This is a genomic window from Pseudoalteromonas sp. C2R02, assembly GCF_018860845.1.
In the GTDB taxonomy this organism is placed as follows: domain Bacteria; phylum Pseudomonadota; class Gammaproteobacteria; order Enterobacterales; family Alteromonadaceae; genus Pseudoalteromonas.
This window is the reverse complement of sequence record NZ_JAHKQC010000034.1, coordinates 371,535-397,602: the sequence shown is the minus strand read 5'-3', so window position 1 is coordinate 397,602 and position 26,068 is coordinate 371,535. Positions and strand designations below refer to the sequence as shown.

23 protein-coding genes and 1 pseudogene are annotated in these 26,068 nt (G+C 33.3%); 11 read left to right on the top strand and 13 right to left on the bottom strand.

Annotation, left to right across the window (positions count from 1 at the left end; all coding sequences use genetic code 11):
- Positions 1-21: 21 nt before the first annotated feature.
- Entirely contained in the window at positions 22-1,227 is a 1,206-nt protein-coding gene (locus KO527_RS15015) for an aspartate aminotransferase family protein (protein WP_216041094.1), read from the bottom strand.
- A gap of 185 nt (positions 1,228-1,412) precedes the next feature.
- Between KO527_RS15015 and KO527_RS15010 the strand changes: the two genes are divergently transcribed.
- The gene (locus KO527_RS15010; RefSeq protein WP_216041093.1) at positions 1,413-1,841 is read left to right on the top strand and encodes an Lrp/AsnC family transcriptional regulator; all 429 of its coding nucleotides are present in this window, start codon (positions 1,413-1,415) and stop codon (positions 1,839-1,841) included.
- A 94-nt stretch (positions 1,842-1,935) separates the two neighbouring features.
- Positions 1,936-2,937: a 23S rRNA pseudouridine(2604) synthase RluF gene (gene rluF, locus KO527_RS15005; RefSeq protein WP_216041092.1), complete on the top strand. Its 1,002-nt coding sequence runs from the start codon at positions 1,936-1,938 to the stop codon at positions 2,935-2,937.
- Between the two features lie 81 nt (positions 2,938-3,018).
- Here the strand turns inward: rluF and KO527_RS15000 are convergent, their stop codons facing one another.
- Complete coding sequence (locus tag KO527_RS15000) at positions 3,019-4,161, bottom strand: hypothetical protein (protein WP_216041091.1); 1,143 nt, start codon at positions 4,159-4,161, stop codon at positions 3,019-3,021.
- A 1,441-nt stretch (positions 4,162-5,602) separates the two neighbouring features.
- Here KO527_RS15000 and rimO point away from each other — a divergent pair.
- Positions 5,603-7,012 carry a 30S ribosomal protein S12 methylthiotransferase RimO gene (gene rimO, locus KO527_RS14995; RefSeq protein WP_216041090.1) on the top strand — a complete coding sequence of 470 codons (1,410 nt, stop codon included), beginning with the start codon at positions 5,603-5,605 and terminating at the stop codon, positions 7,010-7,012.
- Positions 7,013-7,433: 421 nt separating this feature from the next.
- Positions 7,434-8,319, top strand: a pseudogene (locus tag KO527_RS14990) (IS982 family transposase).
- A gap of 369 nt (positions 8,320-8,688) precedes the next feature.
- Here the strand turns inward: KO527_RS14990 and KO527_RS14985 are convergent.
- Complete coding sequence (locus KO527_RS14985; protein WP_216041089.1) at positions 8,689-8,838, bottom strand: hypothetical protein; 150 nt, start codon at positions 8,836-8,838, stop codon at positions 8,689-8,691.
- A gap of 595 nt (positions 8,839-9,433) precedes the next feature.
- Here KO527_RS14985 and KO527_RS14980 point away from each other — a divergent pair.
- The 6 genes from KO527_RS14980 (at position 9,434) to KO527_RS14960 (ending at position 14,171) form a co-directional block, all read left to right on the top strand.
- Positions 9,434-10,579, top strand: a complete 1,146-nt coding sequence (locus KO527_RS14980) for a hypothetical protein (RefSeq protein WP_216041088.1) — start codon at positions 9,434-9,436, stop codon at positions 10,577-10,579.
- Complete coding sequence (locus KO527_RS14975) at positions 10,573-11,094, top strand: polysaccharide biosynthesis/export family protein (RefSeq protein ID WP_216041087.1); 522 nt, start codon at positions 10,573-10,575, stop codon at positions 11,092-11,094. Before KO527_RS14980 ends, KO527_RS14975 begins: the two co-directional genes overlap by 7 nt.
- 3 nt (positions 11,095-11,097) lie before the next feature.
- Positions 11,098-13,164, top strand: a complete 2,067-nt coding sequence (locus KO527_RS14970) for a polysaccharide biosynthesis tyrosine autokinase (protein WP_216041086.1) — start codon at positions 11,098-11,100, stop codon at positions 13,162-13,164.
- Positions 13,165-13,178: 14 nt separating this feature from the next.
- A complete protein-coding gene (locus KO527_RS14965; protein ID WP_216041085.1) occupies positions 13,179-13,505 on the top strand; it encodes an MGMT family protein in 327 nt (108 codons plus the stop codon).
- Between the two features lie 146 nt (positions 13,506-13,651).
- Positions 13,652-13,783, top strand: a complete 132-nt coding sequence (locus KO527_RS26295; protein WP_289847701.1) for a hypothetical protein — start codon at positions 13,652-13,654, stop codon at positions 13,781-13,783.
- Positions 13,784-13,895: 112 nt separating this feature from the next.
- Positions 13,896-14,171, top strand: coding sequence for an HU family DNA-binding protein (locus KO527_RS14960; RefSeq protein ID WP_042148472.1), 276 nt, complete (start codon positions 13,896-13,898; stop codon positions 14,169-14,171).
- Between the two features lie 82 nt (positions 14,172-14,253).
- On the opposite strand, the gene ilvN is transcribed toward KO527_RS14960, so the two are convergent.
- The 9 genes from ilvN to KO527_RS14915 form a co-directional block, all read right to left on the bottom strand.
- Positions 14,254-14,754, bottom strand: coding sequence for an acetolactate synthase small subunit (ilvN, locus tag KO527_RS14955; RefSeq protein WP_216041084.1), 501 nt, complete (start codon positions 14,752-14,754; stop codon positions 14,254-14,256).
- A complete protein-coding gene (locus KO527_RS14950) occupies positions 14,754-16,478 on the bottom strand; it encodes an acetolactate synthase 3 large subunit (protein WP_216041083.1) in 1,725 nt (574 codons plus the stop codon). Before KO527_RS14950 ends, ilvN begins: the two co-directional genes overlap by 1 nt.
- 372 nt (positions 16,479-16,850) lie before the next feature.
- On the bottom strand, positions 16,851-17,858 hold the full coding sequence (locus KO527_RS14945) for an isocitrate dehydrogenase (RefSeq protein WP_216041082.1): 1,008 nt from the start codon (positions 17,856-17,858) through the stop codon (positions 16,851-16,853).
- 92 nt (positions 17,859-17,950) lie between these two features.
- Positions 17,951-19,696: a hypothetical protein gene (locus tag KO527_RS14940; RefSeq protein ID WP_216041081.1), complete on the bottom strand. Its 1,746-nt coding sequence runs from the start codon at positions 19,694-19,696 to the stop codon at positions 17,951-17,953.
- A complete protein-coding gene (locus tag KO527_RS14935; RefSeq protein WP_216041080.1) occupies positions 19,689-20,078 on the bottom strand; it encodes a DUF3192 domain-containing protein in 390 nt (129 codons plus the stop codon). Before KO527_RS14935 ends, KO527_RS14940 begins: the two co-directional genes overlap by 8 nt.
- A gap of 7 nt (positions 20,079-20,085) precedes the next feature.
- Entirely contained in the window at positions 20,086-20,865 is a 780-nt protein-coding gene (xni, locus tag KO527_RS14930; protein ID WP_216041079.1) for a flap endonuclease Xni, read from the bottom strand.
- 216 nt (positions 20,866-21,081) lie between these two features.
- Positions 21,082-22,434 carry a nucleotide 5'-monophosphate nucleosidase PpnN gene (gene ppnN / locus KO527_RS14925; protein ID WP_216041078.1) on the bottom strand — a complete coding sequence of 451 codons (1,353 nt, stop codon included), beginning with the start codon at positions 22,432-22,434 and terminating at the stop codon, positions 21,082-21,084.
- Between the two features lie 57 nt (positions 22,435-22,491).
- On the bottom strand, positions 22,492-24,027 hold the full coding sequence (locus tag KO527_RS14920) for a GGDEF domain-containing protein (RefSeq protein ID WP_216041077.1): 1,536 nt from the start codon (positions 24,025-24,027) through the stop codon (positions 22,492-22,494).
- Positions 24,028-24,122: 95 nt separating this feature from the next.
- The gene (locus tag KO527_RS14915) at positions 24,123-24,311 is read right to left on the bottom strand and encodes a DUF1289 domain-containing protein (protein ID WP_216041076.1); all 189 of its coding nucleotides are present in this window, start codon (positions 24,309-24,311) and stop codon (positions 24,123-24,125) included.
- Positions 24,312-24,409: 98 nt separating this feature from the next.
- Here KO527_RS14915 and KO527_RS14910 point away from each other — a divergent pair, with 98 nt between their 5' ends.
- Positions 24,410-25,447, top strand: a complete 1,038-nt coding sequence (locus KO527_RS14910) for a trypsin-like peptidase domain-containing protein (protein WP_216041075.1) — start codon at positions 24,410-24,412, stop codon at positions 25,445-25,447.
- Between the two features lie 47 nt (positions 25,448-25,494).
- Here KO527_RS14910 and KO527_RS14905 read toward each other — a convergent pair whose 3' ends face one another.
- Complete coding sequence (locus KO527_RS14905; protein ID WP_216041074.1) at positions 25,495-26,001, bottom strand: hypothetical protein; 507 nt, start codon at positions 25,999-26,001, stop codon at positions 25,495-25,497.
- Positions 26,002-26,068: the final 67 nt, after the last annotated feature.

The following is a 26,068-nucleotide window of genomic DNA, read 5'->3' as shown; positions in this document are numbered from 1 at the left end:
GTTTAATTAATTAAAAAGTGATTAACCTTTAACTACTTGTGCAACCGCTTTTTCAAAGCGCTCTAAACCTTCTTTGATATCTTCAAGTGGGATCACTAATGAAGGTGTAAAACGAATTACATTAACACCAGCAACTAAGCTCATTAAACCTTGCTCAGCAGAAGCAACTAAGAAATCTTTAGCACGACCAGCGTAATCTTCTGTTAATACAGCCCCTAAAAGAAGACCTTTACCACGTACTTCACTAAATACATTATATTTTTCGTTAATAGCAGCAAAACCGTCACGGAACAGTTGCTCACGCTCTTTAACGCCGGCTAACACTTCATCTGTGTTTACAGTGTCAAAAGCCGCTTCAGCAACAGCACAGGCTAATGCATTACCGCCATAAGTAGAACCATGAGTACCAATTTTTAAATGTTTTGCAATTTCAGTACTTGTTAACATTGCTGCGATTGGGAAACCGCCACCTAACGCTTTAGCAGTTGTTAAAATATCAGGTGTTACACCTAAACCTTCATAAGCATATAAATCACCAGTACGGCCAACACCAGTTTGTACTTCATCAAAAATAAGCACAGCATTGTGTTTAGTACATAAATCACGAACGCCTTGCATAAATTCATTAGTAGGAGAAATAATACCGCCTTCACCTTGAAGTGGCTCAATCATAACAGCACATGTTTTATCAGAAATAAGCGCTTCAAATGCAGCTAAATCATTATAATCAACATGATCAATATCACCTGGCTTAGGACCAAAACCATCTGAATATGCAGCTTGGCCACCAACAGTTACAGTAAAGAATGTACGCCCATGAAATGCTTTATTAAATGCGATGATTTGGCTTTTTTCTGCTCCGTGATTATCAAGTGCAACACGACGTGCTAATTTTAATGCCGCTTCATTTGCTTCAGCACCTGAATTTGCAAAATACACTTTTTCTGCAAAAGTAGCATCTACAAGTTTTTTTGCTAAACGCAGAGCAGGCTCATTTGTCATAACATTCGATAGATGCCAAATTTTTTCGCCTTGCTCTTTTAAAGCGTTTACAAGGTTAGGGTGACAATGGCCTAAACAGTTAACAGCAATACCACCGGCAAAATCGATAAACTCTTTACCATTTTGATCCCAAACGCGTGAGCCTTCACCTTTTACAGGGATCACAGCTGATGGCGCATAGTTAGGTACCATTACATCGTTAAATAATTCTCTTGTTACTTGCATTTTAAAACCCTTCACTTGCAGATTAAATATGGCTAAAAGTTTAGTTCACATTTGTATAAATGAATCTAACTTCAGCACTAATTATTATGATTTATTAATTATGTGTATTATTTAATTCAAAGTGCAGTGTTATTTTGTTAAATTTGACTAATATAATGAACAATATGACCAAAAGAGTTATCAATATGATAAGTGAACAAGATGAAAAGCTACTTTCTATACTAAGAACAAATGCCAGAACAAGCGTATCAGACTTGGCTAGAGCCCTGAGTTTATCTCGTTCTACCGTACAAAATCGTATCGCAAAGCTAGAAAGTAGCGGTGTAATTAAAGGTTACGTAGTGCAATATGGCAGTGAGTTTTCACAAGATTTAGTATCTGCACATGTTTCTATAAAAGTGAAACAAAAACTGACAACAAAAACAAACTTAGAACTTAAACAAGTCAGTCAAATTAGTGAACTTTACGCCACAAGTGGAGAGCATGATTTAATCGCGATAGTACAAGCACAGTCATTAGCTCAATTAAGCCGTATTCTTGATGATATTGGTAACTTAGATGGCGTAGAGCGTACAAATTCTTCTGTTTTATTAGAAACCAAGTTTAAACGCTAAGACTTTTTTACATTTTACGATTTTAATGATTGGTCGTTTAGCCTTGCTCGTTTACAATGTCGCTGATTTTTGACTTTTACTTATTGGAACACCTATGACAGATACCAAGCGCCTCAACAAATTTATCAGTGAAACGGGGTTTTGTTCTCGCCGAGAAGCTGACAAATATATTGAAAGTGGAAAGGTAACTATTAATGGTTTTAAAGCCGAAGTAGGCACGCAAGTATGTGAAGGTGACGTTGTAAAAGTAAATGGTCGACCTTTAAAAGAAAAACCTAAAGCTGTTTATATTGCTTATAACAAGCCAGTTGGTGTGACTTGTACGACAGAGCGAAAAATTCAAAGTAATATTATACGCGCGATTAATTATCCTGAACGTATTTTTCCAATTGGTCGATTAGATCGCCCATCAGAAGGTTTGATTTTTCTGACGAATGAAGGTGATATTGTTAATAAGATTTTAAGAGCCGGTAATAATCACGAAAAAGAATATGTTGTAAAAGTTGATAAATCAATAAATAGTACTTTTGTTCAAAAAATGTCAAATGGTATTCCTATCCTAGGCACTGTGACTAAAAAATGTAAAGTAAAACAAATCAGTAAAGATACATTTTCAATGATATTAACGCAGGGATTAAATCGTCAGATCCGTCGTATGTGTGAATATTTAGGCTATGAAGTAATTACATTACAACGTACGCGTATTATGAATGTTACACTAAAAGGTTTACCCGTTGGTAAGTGGCGTCATTTAACTGAAGGTGAAATGCAGCAAATAAATGGCTCTGTTGAGACTTCAGGAAAAACAGAAGAGCATTCGGTTGACACTAATAAACGCCAACACAATAAGCTCTTTAAAAATAACGCTAATAAACAAGATGAACGTTATAGTAATAAAGAGTCGACTAACAAAAGAGGTTTTAAAAATAATAATTCATCTGATAATGAGTTAAAAAACAAAAATCCGTCAAAACGAGATAATAAAAAGCCGTTCAATAAAGATAACAGAACTCACAGTAAAAAAACGCAAGAGTCACATGGTAATAAAGCAACAAAGCCAAAGCGAATTAAAGGCACATTATCATTAAAAAAATAAGATTACTAAATCTAAGATCATAAAAAAAGCATGATTAAAACATGCTTTTTTTATTGAAAATAAGAAGTTACGAAAGTTTAATTAGATCACATTGGTATCAGGACAAACAAAATCACTGTATACACGTCCCACTTTATCAGGTAATTCTTTAATTTCATCTTCCGTTATTTTATTTGATAAGCTCTTCAAGCCTTTTAATTTACCGTTAGATATAATCATTTCTTCAACAAAATGATCTGTAGGTTCTAAATAATATAAATAATCAAACTCTTCATCATTAATACGTTTTTTTATTGGTGAAGGCACAGTTTTAATGACATTCTTTTCAAGTAAATCTAATAAAGCAGCGCGCATATCACGGCGTTTAGTCACAATTGATACTTGGGGTTTACCAAAAGACTCCATGATGCGCAGTAAGCTAATAGGCTCTTTTCTATCTAATGTTGCTGATGTCCACATACTTGAAAGGTATAGATCTAAGTAGCGTGAAAATGTAGACCCATAACAAGTTAATCGGCTAAATAAAATTTGTCTATAACTTAAATTTGAGATTTCTTGAACAACAAAGTCGCTAAAACCAATATAACAGCGATCTCTGCCTCTACCATTACCTTCTAATTCTAATACCGCATCAGACCATACATCATGTGTAATTTCAGCACGACGTTTAGGGTTATTTTGGTCTGTTTGACTAATACGTGTTTTTGAATCTCGTATTATGGTTAATGATTCTCGTATTTGTTCATAGCTTTTTGTCTTACCCATTAATTGTAGGTATTTTTTTATTTCATATAAACTAAAACTTGTTCCGTATCGCGTTATGCCACCAATTGATTTTCTTTCAAGACCATTAGTTGATGCGATCAAAAAAATAACTTTTTCAATAAGTTCTTCAGCATCTGAGGGTAGGGCATAAAACTCTACTTTTTCTTTTGTTTTACGATCTATTCTTTGGATCACTGCTGGCTGTACGCGACAAGTATAATCTTTTCCTTGAATAGAAAAATTGTTAGATATTGAAACTGTGTTTGAAGCCAGATCAGCAACAGGTTTTATTGCACCATAACCGCGATAAAATCTTGGGATCAAATCAATGCTGGTAATTGAATTAGAATATTTACGCTCTAAATTCAGATCATATTTATCACCATCTAATACTTCAAATAAACGTAATCTCAAAGCTTCTTTTGGATCTACTTTGAAATCTGGTGTAGTAGCTAGCATTAGAGGTTCTCTTTTTCTTATTAGAATGATCATTAAGTGTTTGGGATCATAAAATTTATATTTAAAGCATGCAAGATAGCTTTGGTTAGAAATTGAGATCTTTTTTTGATCAGATATTTTTCTATGAAAAGGTAAATTAAAGGAAGTTTTATAAGATTAGGTTAAAAGAGTCTATTTAAAGATTAAAATCAGGAGTGGTTTCTGGTTAGGTAAGTGTTTTTAAGTCTTTGTAATTATTGTTTTTTACTGTTTTTCTGACTGTGATATCTAACCAACAGAACCTGAATTTCTAACTATTAATTATTTTATATCTAACCAAAGGATCCTAAATTTCTAACCATTACGATCTTTGTTGAGATCAATATAACTAACCAAACAGATATTTATTTCTTACCATTACAGATCAGTATTTCTCACTAATAATATTTTTAATATAGATCTATCCACAGTTAAATTGGCTTTAATACACATTCAGATCACCATTTCTGACTATGAAATACCTTATTTCTAACTAAATTAAATTTATGCGATCAAAGGATCTAACTAAAAGATCAGATGATCTGATTAATAAGAACCATATTTCTGACCAAAATAATAAGTTACTAACAGCCTAAATACGCATTAAATTCAATTTGTAAAACTCCATTAACAATTATTTCAATTTTACATTACAAATTTTATTGCTTTTGTTGGTTTTTAGATCAATTTATAGATCCGATTAATTGGTTAGGAATCGTGATCTTCTTTTATCGTTATTTAAAAAGCATCCTGACATTTTTAGTGAGAAACATGCTGCTTCATTATTTTTTAGTTCGAAATATGCGTCTTCAGATATTTATTGTACAAAAAACAATTCATTATTCGATTTTTTAGTTAGAAACATCATGTTTATCTATTGATAGATCCAAATTTCTAACCAATAAGTTGAGCTTGGAATATGAGATTCTGCTGTTTTTGGTTAGAAATATGCGCATGTATTTATTTAATCTTGTTTGTGTAGGTAAAAAATCCAACGGATCTGCATATTTTTGGTTAGAAATATACGCATTTATGCACTTGTATTGGTTTGTATAGATGCACATCGCAACGGATCCTTTCATGTTTGGTTAGAAATATGCTGTCTATTATAGTTTGTTGGTATATATAATGTACTTTATTGCTGTGTTTGGTTAGATATATGCTTCGTACATACTTTTATGATTAAAAATCAATCCAATAGAGTTTGTTCCATAGTTACTTTTGGTTAGAAATATGGTGTTTAATCTAAATATGTTTAGGATCTGCATTATTTAATACCGTGTTGGATATTTAGATTGATCACATATTTATTAGTGTTGGTATTACCTTAATTCCCCCTTTACGCACTTTCCTGTATAATCACACTATTAAAATAGCTAAACGCTATAACTACATTTTAGTTTATTAAATACCAAGGCGGATTATGTCAGTCAATACTTTTGACCCAAAGCAAACAACAACACTTGAAACACCAAAAAAAGAATTGGAAAAACAATCTTCTAGTAGTGATCCTAGTGAAGCAACTGGCTCTAAAGTCGGTTTTGTAAGCCTTGGTTGTCCGAAAAATTTAGTTGATTCGGAAAGAATTTTGACACAACTTCGCACTGAAGGTTATGAGGTTGTTAGTAGCTATGATGGTGCTGATGTCGTAATCGTGAATACGTGTGGCTTTATAGATAGTGCTGTTCAAGAGTCATTAGATACAATAGGTGAAGCACTTGAAGAAAATGGTAAGGTTATTGTAACCGGCTGTTTAGGCGCTAGAGAAGATGAAATTAAAGAAGTACATCCAGGTGTATTAGGTATTACGGGTCCTCATGCATACGAAAATGTAATGGATCATGTGCATGAGTTTACTGCGCAGCCTAAACATAACCCTTTTACCGATCTAGTGCCGGATCAAGGTGTAAAGCTTACACCTAAACATTTTGCTTATTTAAAAATATCTGAAGGCTGTAATCACAAATGTACTTTTTGTATTATTCCAGATATGCGTGGAAAATTAGTTTCAAAACCGATTGGCGATGTTTTATCTGAAGCTGAGCGTTTAAAAAATGCCGGAGTTAAAGAGTTATTAGTGATCAGCCAAGATACTAGTGCTTATGGTGTCGACGTTAAATCAAAAACTGGTTTTTGGAATGGCATGCCTGTAAAAACTGATATGCTAAATATGTGTCAGGCTCTAGCTAAAATGGGGATTTGGGTTCGTTTACATTATGTATATCCATATCCTCATGTAGATGATGTGATCCCATTAATGGCTGAAGGTAAATTACTACCTTATTTAGATATTCCATTTCAGCATGCAAGCCCTCGAATTTTAAAAATGATGAAACGTCCAGGTAAAGCTGAACGTGTTTTAGAAAGCATTAAAAAATGGCGTGAAATTTGTCCTGAACTTGTTATTCGTTCTACATTTATTGTTGGCTTTCCTGGTGAAACAGAAGAAGACTTTCAATTACTGTTAGATTGGTTAGAAGAAGCGCAATTAGACAGAGTAGGGTGTTTTAAATACTCACCTGTAGAAGGCGCTAAAGCAAATGAATTAGCAGATCCTGTACCTGAAGAGATAATGCAAGATCGTTTTGAACGTTTTATGTTAAAACAACAAGCTATCAGCCAAGCTAAGTTACAAAAGCGTATCGGGCAAACGATGCAAGTTTTAATTGATGAAGTTGATGGCGAAGGTGCCATTGGTCGTACTTACGCTGATGCTCCTGAAATTGATGGTGTTGTTTACTTAAATGGTGAAACATCACTAAAAGCGGGTGATATGGTTACGGTTAAAATTGCTCATGCTGATGAATACGATTTATGGGGCGACTTAGTTTAAGCTAAAACTAAGCTTATTAATCATATTAGAAACGGTCTTTAAGACCGTTTTTTCTCATCATCGACTTTTGTTACTGGTTTGATTTAATAATAAAAACTGCTTAATATTTGAATTTAATAGATATTTACTATATGTGATATCGCTTTTTTAATCGGTTATTAGTTAAAGCCATTAATAGATGAAACCCAAGATCTCTACCTTATTAATCCATTTTTAGCAGATTAATTTAATTATTTGCTATATGGCAAAATTAAAATTTTTTCATGGATAATTTATGGACAGTTAAATCATAAATACAAAGAGGCAGTTTAAATTTGATTTAACTGCCTAAGTTAACCTGAGCTGCACATAAGAATTGAACTAAATGCCCAAGTTGCGATCAGATCGTTTGACTAGAACTTTTAATCGCAAGGACTTGGGCATGATTAATTTAGACCTTATTTTCACTGATGTCGATGACTTCTGTCTTAAATTTGAACCTCAGTGGCAAAATCATCTTATCGAAATTGGACTTAAACAAAGAATTAAGCCTTCTAAACTTACAACGAGTGAGGTAATGACGATTGTTATTGCTTTTCATTGCTCTGGTTACTGTGATTTTAAAACCTATTATATCAATCATGTATGTCAATATTGGCGTAAAGAATTTCGACAATTGGTTAGCTATACGAGAATGCTAAAACTATTGCAATCTGTCCTCACACCGCTTTGTAGCTATATGACACATCGACAAGCAAAACCGACAGGGATAGCTTTTGTTGATGCAACTAAAATACAAGTTTGTCACCAGTTACGTATTCCTAGACATAAAGTTTTTAACGGTAGTGCCGAGCGAGGAAAAGGAACTATGGGTTGGTTCTATGGATTTAAACTTCATCTAATTATTAATGATAAAGGTGGGATTTTAGCTGTGAAAATAACAGCAGGAAATGTAGATGACAGAAACCCTATCCCAGATATGGTAAAAGGTTTATGGGGGTAATTATATGGAGATAAGGGTTACTTATCTAAAAAATTAGAAGCCGAACCTGCTGAAAAAAAACATCAATTTTGTAACTGGAATTAGAAAAAACATGAAAGCCAAAGTTATGAAAGTATTGGGTAAATTAATGATTATAAAGTGTTTTATTGTTAAAGCTGTTTTTGGCCAATTAAAAAATATATCTCAGATAGAGCATTCGAGGCATCGTAGTTGCGTAAGCTTTATGGTTAACTTAATCGCTGGGTTAATTGCATATACTTTTCAAGAAAAACAGCCAAGTATTAGAATAACTCGGCTAGATAAAGAGTTTCTTATGCAGATCTGAGGTTAAGTTATAAAGCTTAGTGTGATGAGTGGGACTTCATCCTGAAAATATTGAATCACCAGTTAATTAAAGAGTAGTCAATATTTCTTGTTGGTAACCTATGGTAAATTCGTCAGAATACATGCTGTCTAAGTTGTCAGAAACAATTCGGTTAGGATCATCAATACCAGCTTAACGTACAAAAGTATCACGTAATTCACCAACGATGATGGTTAGCCAGCAGCTAATAAAATAGGTGTACCATTTGCTTCTACATCGCCTAATTCATAATAATCTAGTCTTTCTCTTTGTGTTGTACCTGGAGATATAAAGCGATATTTTCAAAACCGTTATTAACCGGTAAATATGCTAATTCATCACTAGTTACTGTTATAGCGCCGTTGATGATGATGTAATGACTCTTGAAATTTTACTTCCTGATATTGCGATGCGCTCAATATCAGTTCCATTTTGCACTAATAAACCGTTATAAATGAGCTCTGAACCAATAATAGTCAATTGGTAATTTACGTAAAACATAGCTGTCGTCTTGATCTACGATAATTTTACGCGTTATGCCTTTACCTTTATGTTTTAAAGTAATTACCGTTGCAGCCATGTGGATTAATACTGCCTTTTACAACACCGTTAAATGCATCTGCAGCTAATGACGGTAATAAACTAACCGATAACACTGCAGCTACAGCAAGTGCTGCTTTTTTATTTTTAAATTATTATTTTTTTGATTTTAAGCTTCCCTAAAACTAATTAATATCAAAATATGTTCTATTTTGGAAACGTTAAATTTTTTTGTATGTTTTTTTGAAACATTTAACTTAAATAAATGCGAAAATGGGGACGTGTGAAGCTATATGAATAGATTATTTAATATGTAGGAATAAAGTATTGCTTGTTAATAAGGTGTAATTCTGGCTGTTTCAGAATGCAATTTAATCTATTTTGGGTATTAGTTTCTTTGTGATTTTATTTTTCTTTAAAAATCAGTTGTTTTATTAAAGTATTTAATATATTTGACGATAACACCTAGTATGTTTATAGTGACAAATGTATTATACTTGTAACAAATTAATACGTTTACACTCGTTTTTAAGCCCTAACATTGCAAGAGAGTATTTTGAAGTTATTCGCAGCATGTAGTATTTGGCTTTTACTGTTAAGTAGTTTTGTCCAAGCAAATGTGGTTTGGGATAAGGAAATCAATGAATTTAAGACTTCTTTTTCATTAGAGCACACAGATAATTTATATAATCAAACCTCAAATCAAGTGTCTGATAGTGCGGGGCGCCTCAGTGCAAGTTATAAACTTTTAAAATTATTTGAAGGTTTTGCTGTATCTCTACCTATTATGTTAAATCAAAAATCTTATTTAGAGCAGTCACAACTCAATGCTGTAGGATATTCTGTTTCACCTAATATACATTTCTTTTTATCAGAACAAGCTTCAGCTGATTTATTATTGAATAAATCAAAAAATGAAACTTTGCCAGGTCAAGAAGGAGCTGAGTTTGTAGATCAACCTGTGTCTTTGATTACATTAAAAAATGATTTAGCTAAAATAGATTTAAATATTGGTCGAGATTATAAAAGTCAATTTTTAAATCTTAGCCTCAGTATTAACCAAAGCGAACAAGGTATAAGTAGGTATCAGTTAAGTCAAAATGAAACAAAAGCAATTTCGTCAACATACGGTCATCAGATCACAGAAGATACCCACTTATTAGCCAATGTAAAATTAAGCCAAGGTAAACGCGCAGATAAAAATACTGACTTACAAGAGTTTGGAGCGGGTTTAAAAACTTTGGTAGGCGGTTCACATAAACTGAGTTTTATAGCTGGTATATTTAAGCGTGAAGGTGACTCAAGCAATGATGGGCATTATTGGCTAGCATCGGATAAATGGAGCATATCAGAACAAAACCATGTAAATATTTCTACTTCTCAGCGTTCCGAAATTTCATTCTCTAACGATACTTTGACTCAATTAAATACAGATTATCAATTAAATTGGTCGCATAAGTTATCTAAAACGCATTTGTTAAGTCTTATGTTGAAAAAACAAAAGAAAAGTTTTGAACAAACCTTTCGAGAATATAATAAAAACTTAGTGTCATTATCTTGGTCTTGGCTTGTTATTTCAGGAATGCAGCTTAATTCAAAATTGCAATATCATAAAATAACAGACACTGAATCAAGCAATGAAAATAGAAAAGTTAAGATAAATCAAACTAGCTTAAATATGGAGTTAGCATACACATGGTAAAATTGAGCCTGATAATTTTAATATGTTGGCTGGCATTTCCAGCTTATAGTTTAGGCATATCTCAAGGGTATGAATTTGGGCCTGGTGATAGCTTATCAATATCTGTATATCAAGAGAGTGATCTTGCTTATTCGGGGCAAATTAGCCAACAAGGTTTAGTTGATTTACCGCTTCTTGGCAGTGTTAATTTAAGCGGTCTAACACAAAAAGAAGCCAAATCTCATCTAGAGGAATTATTAAAAGACGGTTATTTAGTGTCACCGAGTGTTTCTATTCAAGTTTCAAGTTATCGTCCTTTTTTTATTTATGGAGAAGTGCGTAATCCTGGCAGTTATAAATATCAGCCTGATATCACATTGGAGCAAGTTATCGCGCTTTCTGGTGGATTAAAAGACAGGGCATCGCGTAAAATATGGACAATTCAAAGGGGGATCGATAAGTCGACCTTTGTAGCACAGTCTTCAACAATTATTTTGCCTGGTGACGTGATCAAAATAGAAAAGAGTTTCTTTTAATTTATGGTTCAACAAGAAGCTAACTTTAAACCCATAGATGACGAAATAGATCTGGCTGATCTCATTTCGCTTTTTTGGATGAAAAAGTGGTTTATCTTAGTTGTCACATCCTCGGTATTTTTCACTGGCCTTGTTGTTATTGATAAAATGCCTGAAGTATATAGTTCTTCAACAACAATTATGGTTAAAGGAGAAAAAGCTAGTAATCCACTTCAATCTTTGATGTCAGGTGGTTCTTCATCTAATGAAGAATTAGATACAACAATCAAGTTATTAAAATCAAAACAATTTGCAAAAGAAATTATATCGCGATTAGAAGATACTTCATCTTTATTAAATGCATCAAAAAAACAAAAGTGGGATGAATTTCAACTTCAGAAAAATTTAAAAATTAGTACTGTCTCTAAAACTAATATGTTGGAAATTGCTTATGAAAGCGAGTTTCCACAATTTACGGCATTAGTTGTTAATACCATAGCAAATAATTTTGTTAGTTATCAAGCAAATTTGATGCGTCATGATAATGAAAAAAGTGGTGATTGGATCAATTCTAAAATAGAAGATGTTAAAAACAAATTACTTGAAGAAGAAGAAAATTTAAAAAAATATCGGACAGAAAACAATGTTGTAGATATAACAAGCTTAGTTGAATTATCTAAATTAGAAATTAGCCAATTATATAAAGAGTTAAGATTACTGAAGCTCGAACAAGAAAAATTAAAGCGTATAGATGATAAAATACACTCAGCGAAAGGCACACAAGAACAAATTATGAACATTTTTGAAATTGCTAACTCAAAAATGATCAGTGCATTAACGCAACTGGAATCAACTCAGCAAGCTCAGTTATCACAAATTAAACTCAGATATTTACATAAACATCCAAAATATCAATATATTGAAAATAAAATATTAGATACACAAGAACAAATAAAATCTGAAATTAACACTGTTATTAATAAATATGCCATTCGAATGAAAGAAGTTGAGCATTTAATAGACTTAATTCAGCTAAAGTTAAAAGACGCCAATGCAAAATTAGAACAAGCGATCACTAAAAGAATTAACTTTGATAAAATTAAAAGAAATATAGATGCCAATATCGAGTTGTTAGCTTCAATCACAGCAAAACAAAAAGAAACTGAACTATTAAATGATATAAATAGAGGCGGGGGGATCATCGTTGTTGATCCTGCAGTGACACCTAAGCACCCAATTAAACCTAAAAAAGCTTTATTAGCAGTGCTATCTTTGGTTATGGGTTTTATGCTTTCTGTATTACTGGTTATAATTTTACATTTCTTTTCCGATACACATCGAAAATTTAGGCAGATTGCACATCATTACGGTTATAAAGTCATTGGCGAGATCCCTAAAGTTCGACGTCGTGGTAAAAATAAGTCGATGCCAATTATTTCAGGTAATGGTAAGCAGTTTGATATTTATGAAGAGTGTATCCGTTCCATTCGAACTAAAATATCTTTAGATAGAGAGCTTAATAAACAAAAGCTGATAGCTGTTAGCTCTTTAACACCCAATGAAGGTAAATCAAGTACGTGTTTGCAGTTAGCTAAATCATTTTCAGAACTAGAAAAAGTAATTATAATTGATGCTGATTTAAGAGACCCTTCGATTGCTGTTGCGCTTAATGAACCCAGACACAGGCCTGGCTTAACAAATTTATTAGCACAAACTCATAGTTTTGATGAGTGTATTTTTAAAGATGAAAATATCAATGTAGATGTTTTAGCTTCAGGTCTTAGACCAATGAATCCATTACTATTCTTATCTATGAAACGGTTTGAGAATTTACTTATAGCCCTACAAAATAAATATGATCGTGTGATATTAGAGTGCCCGCCAATTTTGTCGGTGAGTGATGCGCTTATGATCAGTAAACATGTGGGTGGTTTAACCCTTGTTGTTGATATTCAAAAAAACTCAGTGGCTAAACTTAACCATGATTTAGAGCTATTAAACCAGTCAGATACTAAAATTAATGGTGTAATATTAAACCGTGTAAAATATGATAAACAAAATTACTATTATGGCTCTACAAAAAGAGCTTAATTAACCTTAAATATATGACAACTATAGAATCTTCAACAGCGCATAAACAAAAACTGATCTGGCAAGTCATTCAAGCGATACCTAGTGGCAAAGTTACCACATATGGGGAAGTTGCACGATTAGCTGGGTTACCTGGGCTAGCACGTTTTGTAGGCGCCACACTAAAGCAGTTACCTGAGGGCTCTAAACTTGCTTGGCATCGAGTTATTAATGCGCAAGGGCGTATTTCATTTCCATTAGATAGCGAACAGTATAAGATCCAATTTTCATTGCTTGTAGACGAAGGTATTCTTTTTACTAATGAAAAAATAAATCTTAAACACTATCTTTGGTGTCCTTAGTTTCAGTTATAAATCTGCGTAATATTTTGTAAAAAACTTCAAGAATATTTAAACCTTTTGAATATCAGTTACGACTAAGTATGTATTAAAGATTTAAATCATACATAATTTTGATTTAAATCCCTGGATTTTTCAAAGGGGCTCCTATGACGGATATTACATATTTATTTATTTTACTCATGCTTCCAGTTGTAAGCTTAGCGGGGTGTTACCTAGGTTTTGAGTTAACAAAAGCATTATTTTCCCGCGCCTTTCCCTATTTTAGAGAAAATATGTAATTTAATTATGTTTTTCATCAAAAAAGTTTACTTTAGCTATTGCTAACTCTTTAAAAATACATAAATATAGGTCCGACAAAAGCTTAAAATAATAAAGATAGGAATTCTAAAGATGAACAAATCTCAATTAGTTGACAAAATCGCAGAAGATGCAGAAATTTCAAAAGCAGCAGCAAGCCGCGCCCTTGACGCATTTACTGGCGCTGTATCTGACTCTTTAAAAGAAGGTAATTCAGTTGCTTTAGTTGGTTTTGGTACATTCTCAGTAAAAGAGCGTGCAGCAAGAACGGGTCGTAACCCACAGACAGGTGCTGAAATCCAAATAGCAGCTGCTAATGTTCCTGGCTTCAAAGCGGGTAAAACATTAAAAGACACTGTTAACGCTTAATAATTAATTTATTAAATTTAAAAAGGCTTGATTATATCAAGCCTTTTTTTTTGTCTTTATTTTGTGGGTTATACCAATTCTATTAAGAAACCCGTAATGCTTTATCTCCTCGGTTTAAACCAAGTGCGCCAGATCTGACAACTTCAATAATATCCGTTTCATTTTTTAAAGAATCAATAAAAGAAGCGAGCTTTTCGGTACTACTTACCAGCTGCAATGTATAAGTCGATTTTCCCATATCTAGAATTGAACCTCCAAATACATCCGTAACGCGTGTTACAGCGGCTCTTGCCTTTTCATTAGCCGCAGTTACTTTTATGAGTATTAATTCTCGCTCGATGTGACTGACTTCGGTTAAATCAATTATTTTTAATACATCTACAAGTTTATTAACTTGTTTAGTAATTTGTTCTAGAATTTTTTCACTGCCTTGTGTTGTAATCGTAATTCTTGAAATTGATTTATCATCCGTGGTTCCGACAGTCAAACTATCAATGTTATAAGCACGTTGTGAAAATAGTCCAATAATACGTGAAAGTGCACCTGGTTCATTTTCTAAAATAATGGATAAAATACGACGCATTATGCTTTTACTCCTTTCTTAAGCCACATATCATCAATAGCACCTGTTTTTATTTGCATTGGGTATACATGCTCTGTTTCATCTATATTAATATCTAAAAATACTAATCTATCTTTAATTGACATAGCTTTAGCTAATGCCGGCTCTAACTCATCAATATGATCAACTCGAATTCCTACATGACCATAACTTTCAGCTAATTTAACAAAATCAGGAAGTGATTCCATATAAGAAAATGAATGTCGGCCAGAATAAACCATATCTTGCCATTGTCTTACCATACCTAAAGAGCGGTTATTAAGTGATACTATTTTTACGGGTAATCCATACTGCATACACGTTGATAATTCTTGGATATTCATTTGAATAGAACCATCACCCGTTACAACAACAGATTCCTTATCTGGAAACGCCAGTTTAACTCCCATAGCAGCAGGTAAACCAAAGCCCATCGTGCCTAAACCACCTGAATTGATCCATTGTCTCGGTTTCGCAAATGGATAATACTGTGCTGCAAACATTTGGTGTTGGCCGACATCTGAGCTGATATAAGCTTCGCCATTGGTCACTTTATATAAGGTTTCAATAACTGTTTGTGGTTTAATTTTGTCAGAGTCCTTTGAATAACTCATGCATTTTTGATCTCGCCAGTTATTAATTTGGCGCCACCAATCTTCCTGTGCTGCACGGTCTATTTGTATATCACTATTATCAATTTCAGTTTGTAGCTGGTCAAATACTGTTTTAAGGTCGCCTACAACGGGAACATGCGCATGAATTGTTTTAGATATGGAAGTCGGATCAACATCAACATGTACAATCGTTGCATTTGGACAAAATTTATTTACATTATTGGTAACACGATCATCAAATCGCACACCTAACGCTAATATTACGTCAGCACCAGCCATCGCTTTATTTGCTTCAAGCGAGCCATGCATTCCTAACATGCCAACAAAATTAGGATGAGTCCCATCGATACCACCTAAGCCCATAAGTGTATTTGTGATAGGTGCGTTCAAAGACTCTACTAAGTGTGTTAGTTGCTCTGCAGTATCTGATAATACAACACCACCACCAGAGTAAATGACTAACTTTTTGGCATTTAAAACTGCGTTAACTGCTTTTTTTATTTGTTTTGGATGTCCTTTATTTGTAGGGTTATATGAGCGCATTTTTATATTTTCAGGCATCTCAAAATCAAACTTTAATTCAGGATTCAAAATATCCTTCGGTAGCTCAACTACGACAGGCCCAGGTCGACCAGACTTAGCTAAATAAAAAGCTTTAGCTACGATCTCTGGGATTTTATGGGCATCTCTACAGTTAAAGCTATGTTTTACGATTGGACGTGAACAACCAACAATATCGGTTTCTTGAAATGCATCGTCACCAATTAAACTTGTAGGTACTTGGCCAGATAATACAACCATCGGGATAGAGTCCATATAAGCTGTTGCTATACCGGTAACACAGTTTGTTGCGCCAGGGCCGGAAGTGGCTAATACAACACCTACTTCACCTGTTGCACGTGAGTAGCCATCTGCCATATGGGTTGCGGCTTGTTCGTGACGAACTAAAATATGTTTTACGTCATCCTGTACAAAGAGTGCATCATATATATCTAAAACAGAGCCTCCAGGATAGCCAAAAATATACTCTGTATTTAATTCTTTTAGGGCTCTAATTAACAATGCCGCCCCTGACATTTTTTGATCACTCATTTTAATTCCTCATTCCCTAAAATTAGGCAAAAAAAAACCTCCGTTAGATGCGGAGGCTTTATTCATTCATTAGCTTTTCACATCAACAAGACTCTGGTAGCACTAAAGTGACCAGGACGAGAATGTTGATAAGAATAAATGCTAATTTCATGTTTAAATACTATTAAATTTTAATTAACGTATTTTTATGTTTTTTTCACTCTAATGTCAAGTAAGTTTTTAAAATGAATAGATAATGTTTTAATTGTTACTATTTATATTTAATAGGGATAAATTATGCGTTGTACAATGAGTTGAATTATTTATGCTACTCTGGCTATTTTGAGTATAAAAAACCCTTCATACTAGTTATAAAGGGTTATCGTATTTAAACTATAATCTTTCTATTACAGATTGTGTGAAATCAGTTGTACCGTGATTTCCGCCTAAATCCCGGGTAGTTCTATCGCCTGACTTAATCACCCCTGCAACTGCATTTCTGATCCGACTAGCGGTATCTGCCATATCTAAATGTTCTAGCATTTGTATCGATGCTAAAATAACGGATGTTGGATTAGCAAGGTTTTTGCCTGCAATATCTGGAGCACTACCATGAACGCCTTCAAAAATTGCAATATCTTCACCTATGTTAGCACCTGGTGCCATGCCTAAACCACCCACTAAACCAGCACATAAATCTGATAAAATATCACCAAATAGGTTTGTTGTTACTATTACGTCAAATTCTTCAGGTGTCATTACAAGCTTCATACAAGTTGCATCAACAATCATTTCAGTTGATTCAATTTGAGGATACTTTTGTGCTATTTCTCTAGCGATTTTAAGGAATAAACCTGAAGTAGATTTAAGAATATTTGCTTTGTGAACTGTGGTTACTTTTTTTCTGTTTTCCCTTAAGGCAAGCTCATAAGCGAAAGTAATGATTTTTTCAGCCCCTTCGCGCGTGATCATTGACATTGCTTGGGCTTCACTGCCATCTTCAGTTATTGTTTGTCCTACCCCTGAATACATGCCTTGTGTATTTTCACGTACAGTAATGATATCTATATTATCATAACGGGCTTTGGTACCAATAAATGACTTTACAGGTCTGACATTTGCGAATAAATTGAATTTTTTTCTTAAGGTTACATTTATTGAAGTAAAACCTTCGCCAACAGGAGTCGTCAGAGGGCCTTTTAGCGTAATCTTATTTTTAACAATGGCATCGAGTGTTGACTGAGGTAAAAGTTCGCCTGTATTTTCAAGTGCTACAAGTCCTGCTTCGACAAATTCATAATTAAAATCACAACCCGCTGCTTTTAATATCTCTAAAGCAGAATCTATAATGCTTGGGCCGATACCGTCGCCTTTTATTACTGTAATGGTTCGCTTAGCCATTAAACATCCTTTAAATTGGAATAAAGATTTAAAGTATATTTATAACAACTCAGGGGTTTTTTAGCTACTTTTTGCTTTTGTTAATAGTTAAATTAACTCACATCTATTCGATTACAGAAGTTTTGTTCTAATAAAGTATTCAGGTATTTATCGATACTTTCAAGTTTTAAACTTTTCACTGCCTTGGCGATGAACTCATTGGCGTAAGCATCAAAATCATAATCTGGTTCGTAAATTTTATTAATACAAAGTAGGGCTAAACCTAAACAATATAAATGATTGGAAGGTTTTGATATTGAATCACGCGCTGATTTTTTTTTCAGAGCTCTGATAGCCTCAAGCCATTCTTTAGACATGTTATTTTGAATATTGGCTGTTGAATGATCTGAAACATTTTTAATACCTAAAAGTGTTTCTATTAAAAAAGGAGAGTCTAGATTTAAATCATTTTTGCTAGCACTTAGCGTATATATTTGGTTGTTTTTTTCAGCTAAAACACGATAACAATAATTTAAAATGCATAAGCTTGCTTCTTCAGGTAGAAAATCATAAATTTCCTGTGCTGCCTGCTCACATGCTAGTACGAGTGATCGCACTTTATTCTTTAAATTAAACCATTGGGCAATGCCTAAGGCATCTAATTGTAACTCTAATATTATTTTTAGTATTAATAGAGGAGTACGATTTGCCCCTAACATCATGATCGCATGGCGTATTGAATCTATATGCTGTTCGGTTCTATTTGCCTTTGAAGCAAGTAAACATAATGAGTGTGAAATATAAGGATAGTTATTTAATAACTCACATAATTCTTCAACCGAATGGTTATTTTTAGCATTAAGACTGCTTTTTAGTAATTCAATATTGTCTAATGGTACTTTGCAGCTTAAAGTTTCTTTGATTAAGAGTTCATTCTTTGAGGTAATATTTTCCAAAGGCTCAAACCATATTTTAAATATAACACCCTGATCATAACAAATATGCTGTACACGATTTAGCTGTGTCTGATCTTTTGTTAAAGAAAAGCGCCCTTTGCTTGAGTTCTCAGTCTCTGGGATCGTAAAACATAAGTTAATAATGTTATCTTTTTTATAGAATTGTCCAATATGATAGCAATCTGGCTTAGTACTGATTTTAGTACCGGGCATAACACAAGGTAAATAACTTAAAAGTTTCTTTAAAATAGTTTGTACATTAGACTGCTCGCAATTTATATATAAAGTGGAAATAGCGGCGGTTAAGCTTTTTGCTTTATTATTTTTTGCTAATGTAATTTCTTTTGATATTAGTGTTGAAATACTGATGATGAGTGTATTGATATCAATTAATGCGCAGTGGTTTTTTCCTAAAATTACTTGCTTATATAGGGTTAGATTATTAAATACGGTGTGTATTATTCCCTGTGGTATTTGGGCATAGTTCATTAACTTGAGTGTCAGGGTATTATGAAGTTTGTAAAGCTTCAATCCTTGAGATGATATTTTTTGATTAGACGCAATGGCATTATTTTCTTTTTGAATGCATATATATTGGCATAAACACGCTGAAATTAGTTGCTGGCGTATAACGTGATTGATACCTAAACTATGACAAATACATAATACGATGATGATTTGGTTAATAACAAGGTTTGTTGTATAACCTTGTTTTTCTAAATAAAAACTGAGCCTAGCTTGCATTGCATTTGGATTTGACTCATAAAATTGATCAAACTTTTCAGATAAGAGGCTAATTGTTGGAAAGATACTTTTCCATTTATCTTTGTGATAATACAAACCTAATAAAGTTTGTGTTTCACTGACTAAAATAGCAAGCTCTTTGGCTGATAATTTATTCATGTGAAATATTTTCGTATGCTTTATCAGCGCCAGGTCCCCAAGCAATGAGTAAATTATTTTTAAACATTAAACCTGTACACTCATCTACTGTTGTGATGCCATCTGATTTCATATGCTGAGTACGGTAATACAAAATTTGATATGTATCAGTAGGGGTTTTCTTTGCAAAAGTCAGATCTGGAGATCCTAAAGTTTCGATAACGGTATCAAAATATCTTGGGTTTTTAAGCTTTAAATTAGAAATGAAGCGTTTATTATATGACTGGCGATCTTGCCAATTCATGGTTGCAGGGTCATCTTTATAAAACAACATCACTGAAGCAGCCAAAACTGCGTAAACACCTAAGCCTAATAAAATGTATCGAAAAATCTTTTTTGTCATAAGTTTTTTAACTCAGTTTTACTCTTAATTGCTTTAATGAAAATCCTAGATTTATATCTGTACGTAATGTAACTAAAACCTTTGCAGTTATAAAATCAGATATTGAGTTTGTCAGTTTTATTTTTATCTTATCTGGTAAATTGTCACTGGCTAAAGCTGATTCTACACTGGCATTTTCGGTTAATATCGTTAATGCTGTTTTCTTACCTATACCTTTGACACCAGGTATATCATTGGTATTATCGCCTGCTAAAGCCCAAAACTCTACTAATTTGTCAATTGGTAAATTAAATTTATCCTTGATATCAACGGGTGTGATGAACTTTTGCGAAAAATAATCATATATTGAAATATGCTGATCCAGTAAAGGTAAAAATCCTTTATCTGTAGAGATAATAGTACACGAAATGTTTTGACCTGATATTTTAGTAGCAAGCGTTGCTATAATATCGTCAGCTTCATCTTGCTCTGGTGAAAAAGACATGATCCCTGCATCATTAAAACCTTGCTTAAAAGTACTGAGGGCGCTTTTAAGTGCTGTTGGCATTTCATTTCTATTTTGTTTATAGTTTTCATAGTAGGTATAACGCCAGCTTTTATCACCATCAAATACTGCAATAGCATGTGTGGCTTGTGATAGTTTTAATAGTTTATTTGTCGCATTCATAACCCTTTGATGAGCCGAGTTTATTATTTGTTCATCAGTTAAGTGCTTATGGCTACTATCTACTGCATAAATACGCCTAATTAAATTTAAAGCATCTATTAATAATACGTGTGTTGACATTGTTTTTTGTTTAGCCCTTTTTTTATAAACCAAACCACTGCAAAGTATTTGTTTTTGACATCTAATACATTACAGTGATTGGTGTGTGGGCTTAATTCCAATTTAAATTAGATCGCTAACTTAATAGAATTATTATTACGCGCCCTTAATCATATTATTTTAACGATTTCTTCAATAATTATCAGTAAAAGCGGCGTAATTGAACAAATATTATTTTCAGACTTTAATTTTATAACAAGGTACATATGCTGAGCCGGGTAACTTCATTCTGCCTTGTTTAACAAAAGCTTGTAAAAGACTATCCATATCTTTCATCAAATCAGGATCTCCTTGTATTTCAAATGGACCATTTCTTTTAATTTCTTGAATGCCCTCATCTTTAACATTCCCTGCAACTATACCTGAAAATGCGCGTCTTAAATTAGCAGCAAGTTGTTGTGCTGGTTGCGATAAATGTAAGTTTAAACTGGACATATTGTCATGAGTTGGCGCAAAAGGTAATTGAAATTCTGGTTCTATCTTTAGTGTCCAATTAAAATGATAGGCATCACCTTTTTCTTTACGGTACTCTCTTACTTTTACCATTTCTTGTTTTAAATAAGCAGCAACAGCATTAGGATCATCAATAATGACTTTAAATTTTGCAAGGGCACTATCACCGAGTGTTTTTTGCACAAAAAGAGAGATTTCATCAAAGTAGGCTTTACTTTCTTTAGGACCCGTTAATATAACAGGTAAACACTGCTGCTCGTTGGCAGGATGAAGTAATATACCTAATAGGTATAATAATTCTTCTGCTGTACCAGCACCCCCTGGGAAAATAATGATCCCGTGGCTGATCCTTACAAATGCTTCTAACCTTTTTTCTATATCAGGTAAAATAGTAAGTTCGTTTACGATTGGATTTGGTGGCTCTGCTGCGATAATACAGGGCTCAGTTAGACCAACATAACGGTTATCACGGATCCTTTGTTTAGCATGACCGATAGTTGCACCTTTCATTGGACCTTTCATTGCACCTGGCCCGCATCCAGTACATATATTTAATCCCCTTAATCCAAGTTGGTAGCCAACCTCTTTGGTATATCTGTATTCATTATCAGCAATAGAGTGTCCACCCCAACAGACAATCATATTGGGCTCTTTTATGATGGGGAGGGCATTGGCATTACGCAGCATATCAAATACCACATGGGTAATATGGTTTGAGTCAGTCAGATTAATGCGGTTATTATCGTATTTGCTTTGAATAAATAAAATATCTCGAATAACAGAAAATAAATGCTCGTGAATACCTCTAATAATTTGGCCATCCACGAAAGCAGTTTCAGGTGGGTTATGTAATTCAATTTTGATACCGCGTTCTCGGCATAATAGGTTTATATCGAAATTTTTATAATTTTCGTATATTTCAGAACTTGAATCGGTATGGCTGCCAACATTTAATACAGCTAATGAGCAATTTCTAAATAGCGTATATAAATTGCTGGTTGAAGATTTTTTAAGAGAATCTACTTCCAATTGTGAAAGTAGATCTAATATACCTATAGGGTTTAATTGTATACTCATACACATTCCTTAAATAACTATATAATTTAAATATAGTTTTTAATTTAATAAATGCGATTATTTTTTAAAAATTATACGATCTCTACCTGAGTTTTTAGCTTCATACAGTGCTGCATCTGCACGATCAAAGACCTCGACTATGCTGTCATTCACTTTAAATTGACTTGCACCCAGTGATATAGTGATCCGCAGGTTTTTACTTTTAAATTTAAAAGGAATCGCTTTAATCGTTTTTCTGATTTTTTCAAGTGGTGCTGCAATTTGTTTTAGATCTGAATTAGGCATAATAATCACAAATTCTTCACCACCAAAGCGGGCAATAAAGTCTGTAACTCGCACTGACTTTTTAAGTGCATTAGCGAGTACTTGCAGGGTTTTATCTCCGGCACTATGACCAAATGTATCATTTACACTTTTGAAATGATCAATATCAATGACAACTAAACATAAATCATGATGACTTCTTTTAAAAGTATTGTATTCTAATTCAATTCTTTCATCATAAGCTGCGCGATTTGGTAATTTTGTTAAGCTATCTTGTAAGCTTTTAAATCGTTGTTCTGCTAATCTTTCTTTATAGTCACTAGTCTCACTTTCTAAAGAGTTTATTTTGTTTTGCATCTCTTTGAGTGTATTGGCTAATGACTCTCTCTCTGATAGCTCAAGGTCTTCTTTAAACTTAATATCGAGTGTTAATGCTTCGAGCTTTTGTCCAACAATCATTTTTAAAGAATCAATTGTTGACGCTTCTTCTGTTTCAGATGAAAGTTGAGAAATTTTTAACTCAATTTTTTTATTTAAATCAGCCATTTTATGACCAACTTCTTTTGAGCGTTGCACTGAATCTAGCAGTGTTTGATGCAATAGCGTGAGGGTCTCATTCACATTGAGTAAAAATTGCTGCGCCGTATCTCTTTCTTTAGAGATACTGGAAATGATAATGCGGATAATACTAATGCACGCGTCTAATAATACTTCAAGCTTAAAATCTTGACTGATCAGTGCTTTTATTTTTTCAAACTCAAGGGCATTTTGTCCTTCAAAAGCTAGTTCACTTGTTAAGTTTAATAGCTCTTGCGCTAAATTTGGCGCCAATTGAGGTTGTTCGGAATTTAAATTACCATGTTTATTACTAAGCACTTGATGGTAAATTTCGACAAGTTTTGATAATAAAGGAATAAAGTCAGAAGTGGCTTTAATACCATCTAAATCATTAGACAGCAGGTTTCTTAGACTGCGGCGGAGGTCATCAGGTACCCCTTTAGTTTGTTGTAGTTTTTTACCAGCATCATTGACACTTTGCTGGAGTTGTCTGATGTTAGAGTCTTGTTTGGTTTCTTGTGCTTTTAAAATACTTGAAATTTCATCAATGAAAGGAGATAACACTTCAAAATCGACACCTTTATTTAATAATGCTCGAAATTTAGCTAGTTTATTATCAAGTTCTAAATCTTGGCCTTTACAAACAAGGGATAACTTTGCAACAAACTGAGTTAAGGTACCAAGCTGAGATTGCCTTGCTGTTTCAATAATATCTCTATTTTTGATTGCTTTATTTAGTTTGTTTTGTAAGGTTTCTAATTGATTTGACACTAACTTCCGTCTTCCTTTCCAGTGAAAATAACAATAATAACTTTTATAGTATACGTAAATAAGATAAAAACTAAACCGCCTAGTAAGTATTTTAGCTAATCTTTATTATTTATGATATTCAGCGAGATTGGCATTTTTAAAATTTCGTCTCTTTCTCTTTGCGTTAATAGGATCCAATCTTGAATCTCAGTATCTGTTCGCCCACAGCCTTCGCAAAAACCTTTCAAACGATAGCACTGTCCGATACACGCGGTTTTATATTGTGTCTTTTTAATTTTTGGCATTATTTTCGTTTAAATTAGATCTGTTGAACTCAGTTACATCTTTATTGACTATGTTATCATTATAGACGAATTTTTTATAACATATTAAAGGGAAAAGTATGCTAAAAGTTATTGCTTGGGGATTTATATTTTTAAGCTTTTTTGTATCAGCTAAGGATTACAGTAAATTATATGAAAAACTTGATAAATCTGTTGTCATAATTTACTCAGATACTGAGCAAGTAAGAGCCCAGAATAATGAATTAGTCTCTTTTACTTCAAGTAGTTTAGGTACAGGCACCCTGATAAATTCAGAAGGTTTAATTTTAACAGCTGCGCATGTTGTAAACAGTGCTGATGAGCTAACTGTTGAAGTTCAAGGTAAAGGGCAGTTTAAAGCAAAAGTCTTATCGAGTTATCAAGCTGCAGATATTGCATTAATTAAATTAATTACGAATGAGTCAGACTTTCCAGCAATTAAAATAGCAAATTCAGAAAAGACTAAAATAGGTGAAGAAGTCTTTGTCATTGGCACGCCCTATGGATTAAGCCATACATTAACTGTTGGTCACTTAAGTGGTCGCCGTACACAAAAAGGTTTAGGTAAGGGCGAAATTGAGTTTTTACAGACTGATGCAGCCATTAACCAGGGTAACTCTGGTGGCCCACTATTTAATAGTAAAGGTGAACTTATTGGTGTTGTAAGTTATATAGAAACACAATCCGGTGGTAATGAAGGTTTAGGTTTTGCTGCTAGTAGTAATATGGTTAAAAGAATCTTAATTGAACAACCTACAATTTGGTTTGGTTTAGAGTTTACGGTACTACCAACTGGAGTAGCGAAGGCACTAAATGTGCCTCAAAAGTCAGGTTTGTTAATTGAGAAAGTTGCTAAACAAAGCTTTGCGGATAAAGTCGGATTAAAAGGCGGTGTATTAGAAGCTGAAATTGAAGGCCAACAAATGATCTTGGGTGGCGATATTTTACTTGCAGTAGGTGATATTTACATAACAGGCGATGCAAGTAATTATTTAAGTATGGCTAACTATTTGAAAAATGTTGAAAAAGGTAAGAGAATATCATTTAAGATATTAAGAAATGGTCATATTATTGAATTATCTGCTGAAAAGCCAAATTTGAAAATAAAACTCATATAAAAATACTATTTAATTATGGCTCCAAAAAGGAGCCATATTGTACAGATTTATCTTTTTCCTACTTCAAAAGATACCATCCAAACATCATTTAATTTAGCTAATGTTTTTCCCGAATGAATTGAAATACTAGGCGATTGTTCATTTAAGTAATAAGTAGTGCGTACTGAGTTTTTATTATTGTCAGTTTTTACCTTCCATTTGTCATTTTTTAAACAAGACTGTGTAAAACTCGTTGCTTGAGAATAAATAGCAATTGCCTGGTCTTTCTCTGAAAAATTTTGCTGACACATGTAATTAATTGCATTGTTATTTGATTTAGATATTTGGCAGTTTTCTCCAACTAAGTTATAACTTGCTTGCCAAACTTCCATATATTTGTTTTTGACACGACTTTTTTTCAATGGAGCAAATTCATTATTAAATGAAGTTAATAACCCTTGAATTTTATCACACGATGACATGTTATCGATTTGTGTTTCTTGTTCTGAAGATAAAGTATTAACGCAGCCGCTTAATGCGAAAGATGCAGCTATGAGTGCGATATAAGGTTTCATTTTTCTATCCTTGGTAGATAATTTAGCTTTTACAAGCATACCTTTTATATTGTTTAATAAAAAGAAA

Excerpts from the sequence above, each read along its gene's own strand:
- KO527_RS15015 (WP_216041094.1), bottom strand. The coding sequence starts at position 1,227 with ATGCAAGTAACAAGAGAATTATTTAACGATGTAATGGTACCTAACTAT.
- KO527_RS15010 (WP_216041093.1), top strand. The coding sequence starts at position 1,413 with ATGATAAGTGAACAAGATGAAAAGCTACTTTCTATACTAAGAACAAAT.
- rluF (WP_216041092.1), top strand. The coding sequence starts at position 1,936 with ATGACAGATACCAAGCGCCTCAACAAATTTATCAGTGAAACGGGGTTT.
- KO527_RS15000 (WP_216041091.1), bottom strand. The coding sequence starts at position 4,161 with ATGCTAGCTACTACACCAGATTTCAAAGTAGATCCAAAAGAAGCTTTG.
- rimO (WP_216041090.1), top strand. The coding sequence starts at position 5,603 with ATGTCAGTCAATACTTTTGACCCAAAGCAAACAACAACACTTGAAACA.
- KO527_RS14985 (WP_216041089.1), bottom strand. The coding sequence starts at position 8,838 with ATGTTTTACGTAAATTACCAATTGACTATTATTGGTTCAGAGCTCATT.
- KO527_RS14975 (WP_216041087.1), top strand. The coding sequence starts at position 10,573 with ATGGTAAAATTGAGCCTGATAATTTTAATATGTTGGCTGGCATTTCCA.
- KO527_RS14970 (WP_216041086.1), top strand. The coding sequence starts at position 11,098 with ATGGTTCAACAAGAAGCTAACTTTAAACCCATAGATGACGAAATAGAT.
- KO527_RS14965 (WP_216041085.1), top strand. The coding sequence starts at position 13,179 with ATGACAACTATAGAATCTTCAACAGCGCATAAACAAAAACTGATCTGG.
- KO527_RS26295 (WP_289847701.1), top strand. The coding sequence starts at position 13,652 with ATGACGGATATTACATATTTATTTATTTTACTCATGCTTCCAGTTGTA.
- KO527_RS14960 (WP_042148472.1), top strand. The coding sequence starts at position 13,896 with ATGAACAAATCTCAATTAGTTGACAAAATCGCAGAAGATGCAGAAATT.
- ilvN (WP_216041084.1), bottom strand. The coding sequence starts at position 14,754 with ATGCGTCGTATTTTATCCATTATTTTAGAAAATGAACCAGGTGCACTT.
- KO527_RS14950 (WP_216041083.1), bottom strand. The coding sequence starts at position 16,478 with ATGAGTGATCAAAAAATGTCAGGGGCGGCATTGTTAATTAGAGCCCTA.
- KO527_RS14945 (WP_216041082.1), bottom strand. The coding sequence starts at position 17,858 with ATGGCTAAGCGAACCATTACAGTAATAAAAGGCGACGGTATCGGCCCA.
- KO527_RS14940 (WP_216041081.1), bottom strand. The coding sequence starts at position 19,696 with ATGAATAAATTATCAGCCAAAGAGCTTGCTATTTTAGTCAGTGAAACA.
- KO527_RS14935 (WP_216041080.1), bottom strand. The coding sequence starts at position 20,078 with ATGACAAAAAAGATTTTTCGATACATTTTATTAGGCTTAGGTGTTTAC.
- xni (WP_216041079.1), bottom strand. The coding sequence starts at position 20,865 with ATGTCAACACACGTATTATTAATAGATGCTTTAAATTTAATTAGGCGT.
- ppnN (WP_216041078.1), bottom strand. The coding sequence starts at position 22,434 with ATGAGTATACAATTAAACCCTATAGGTATATTAGATCTACTTTCACAA.
- KO527_RS14915 (WP_216041076.1), bottom strand. The coding sequence starts at position 24,311 with ATGCCAAAAATTAAAAAGACACAATATAAAACCGCGTGTATCGGACAG.
- KO527_RS14910 (WP_216041075.1), top strand. The coding sequence starts at position 24,410 with ATGCTAAAAGTTATTGCTTGGGGATTTATATTTTTAAGCTTTTTTGTA.
- KO527_RS14905 (WP_216041074.1), bottom strand. The coding sequence starts at position 26,001 with ATGAAACCTTATATCGCACTCATAGCTGCATCTTTCGCATTAAGCGGC.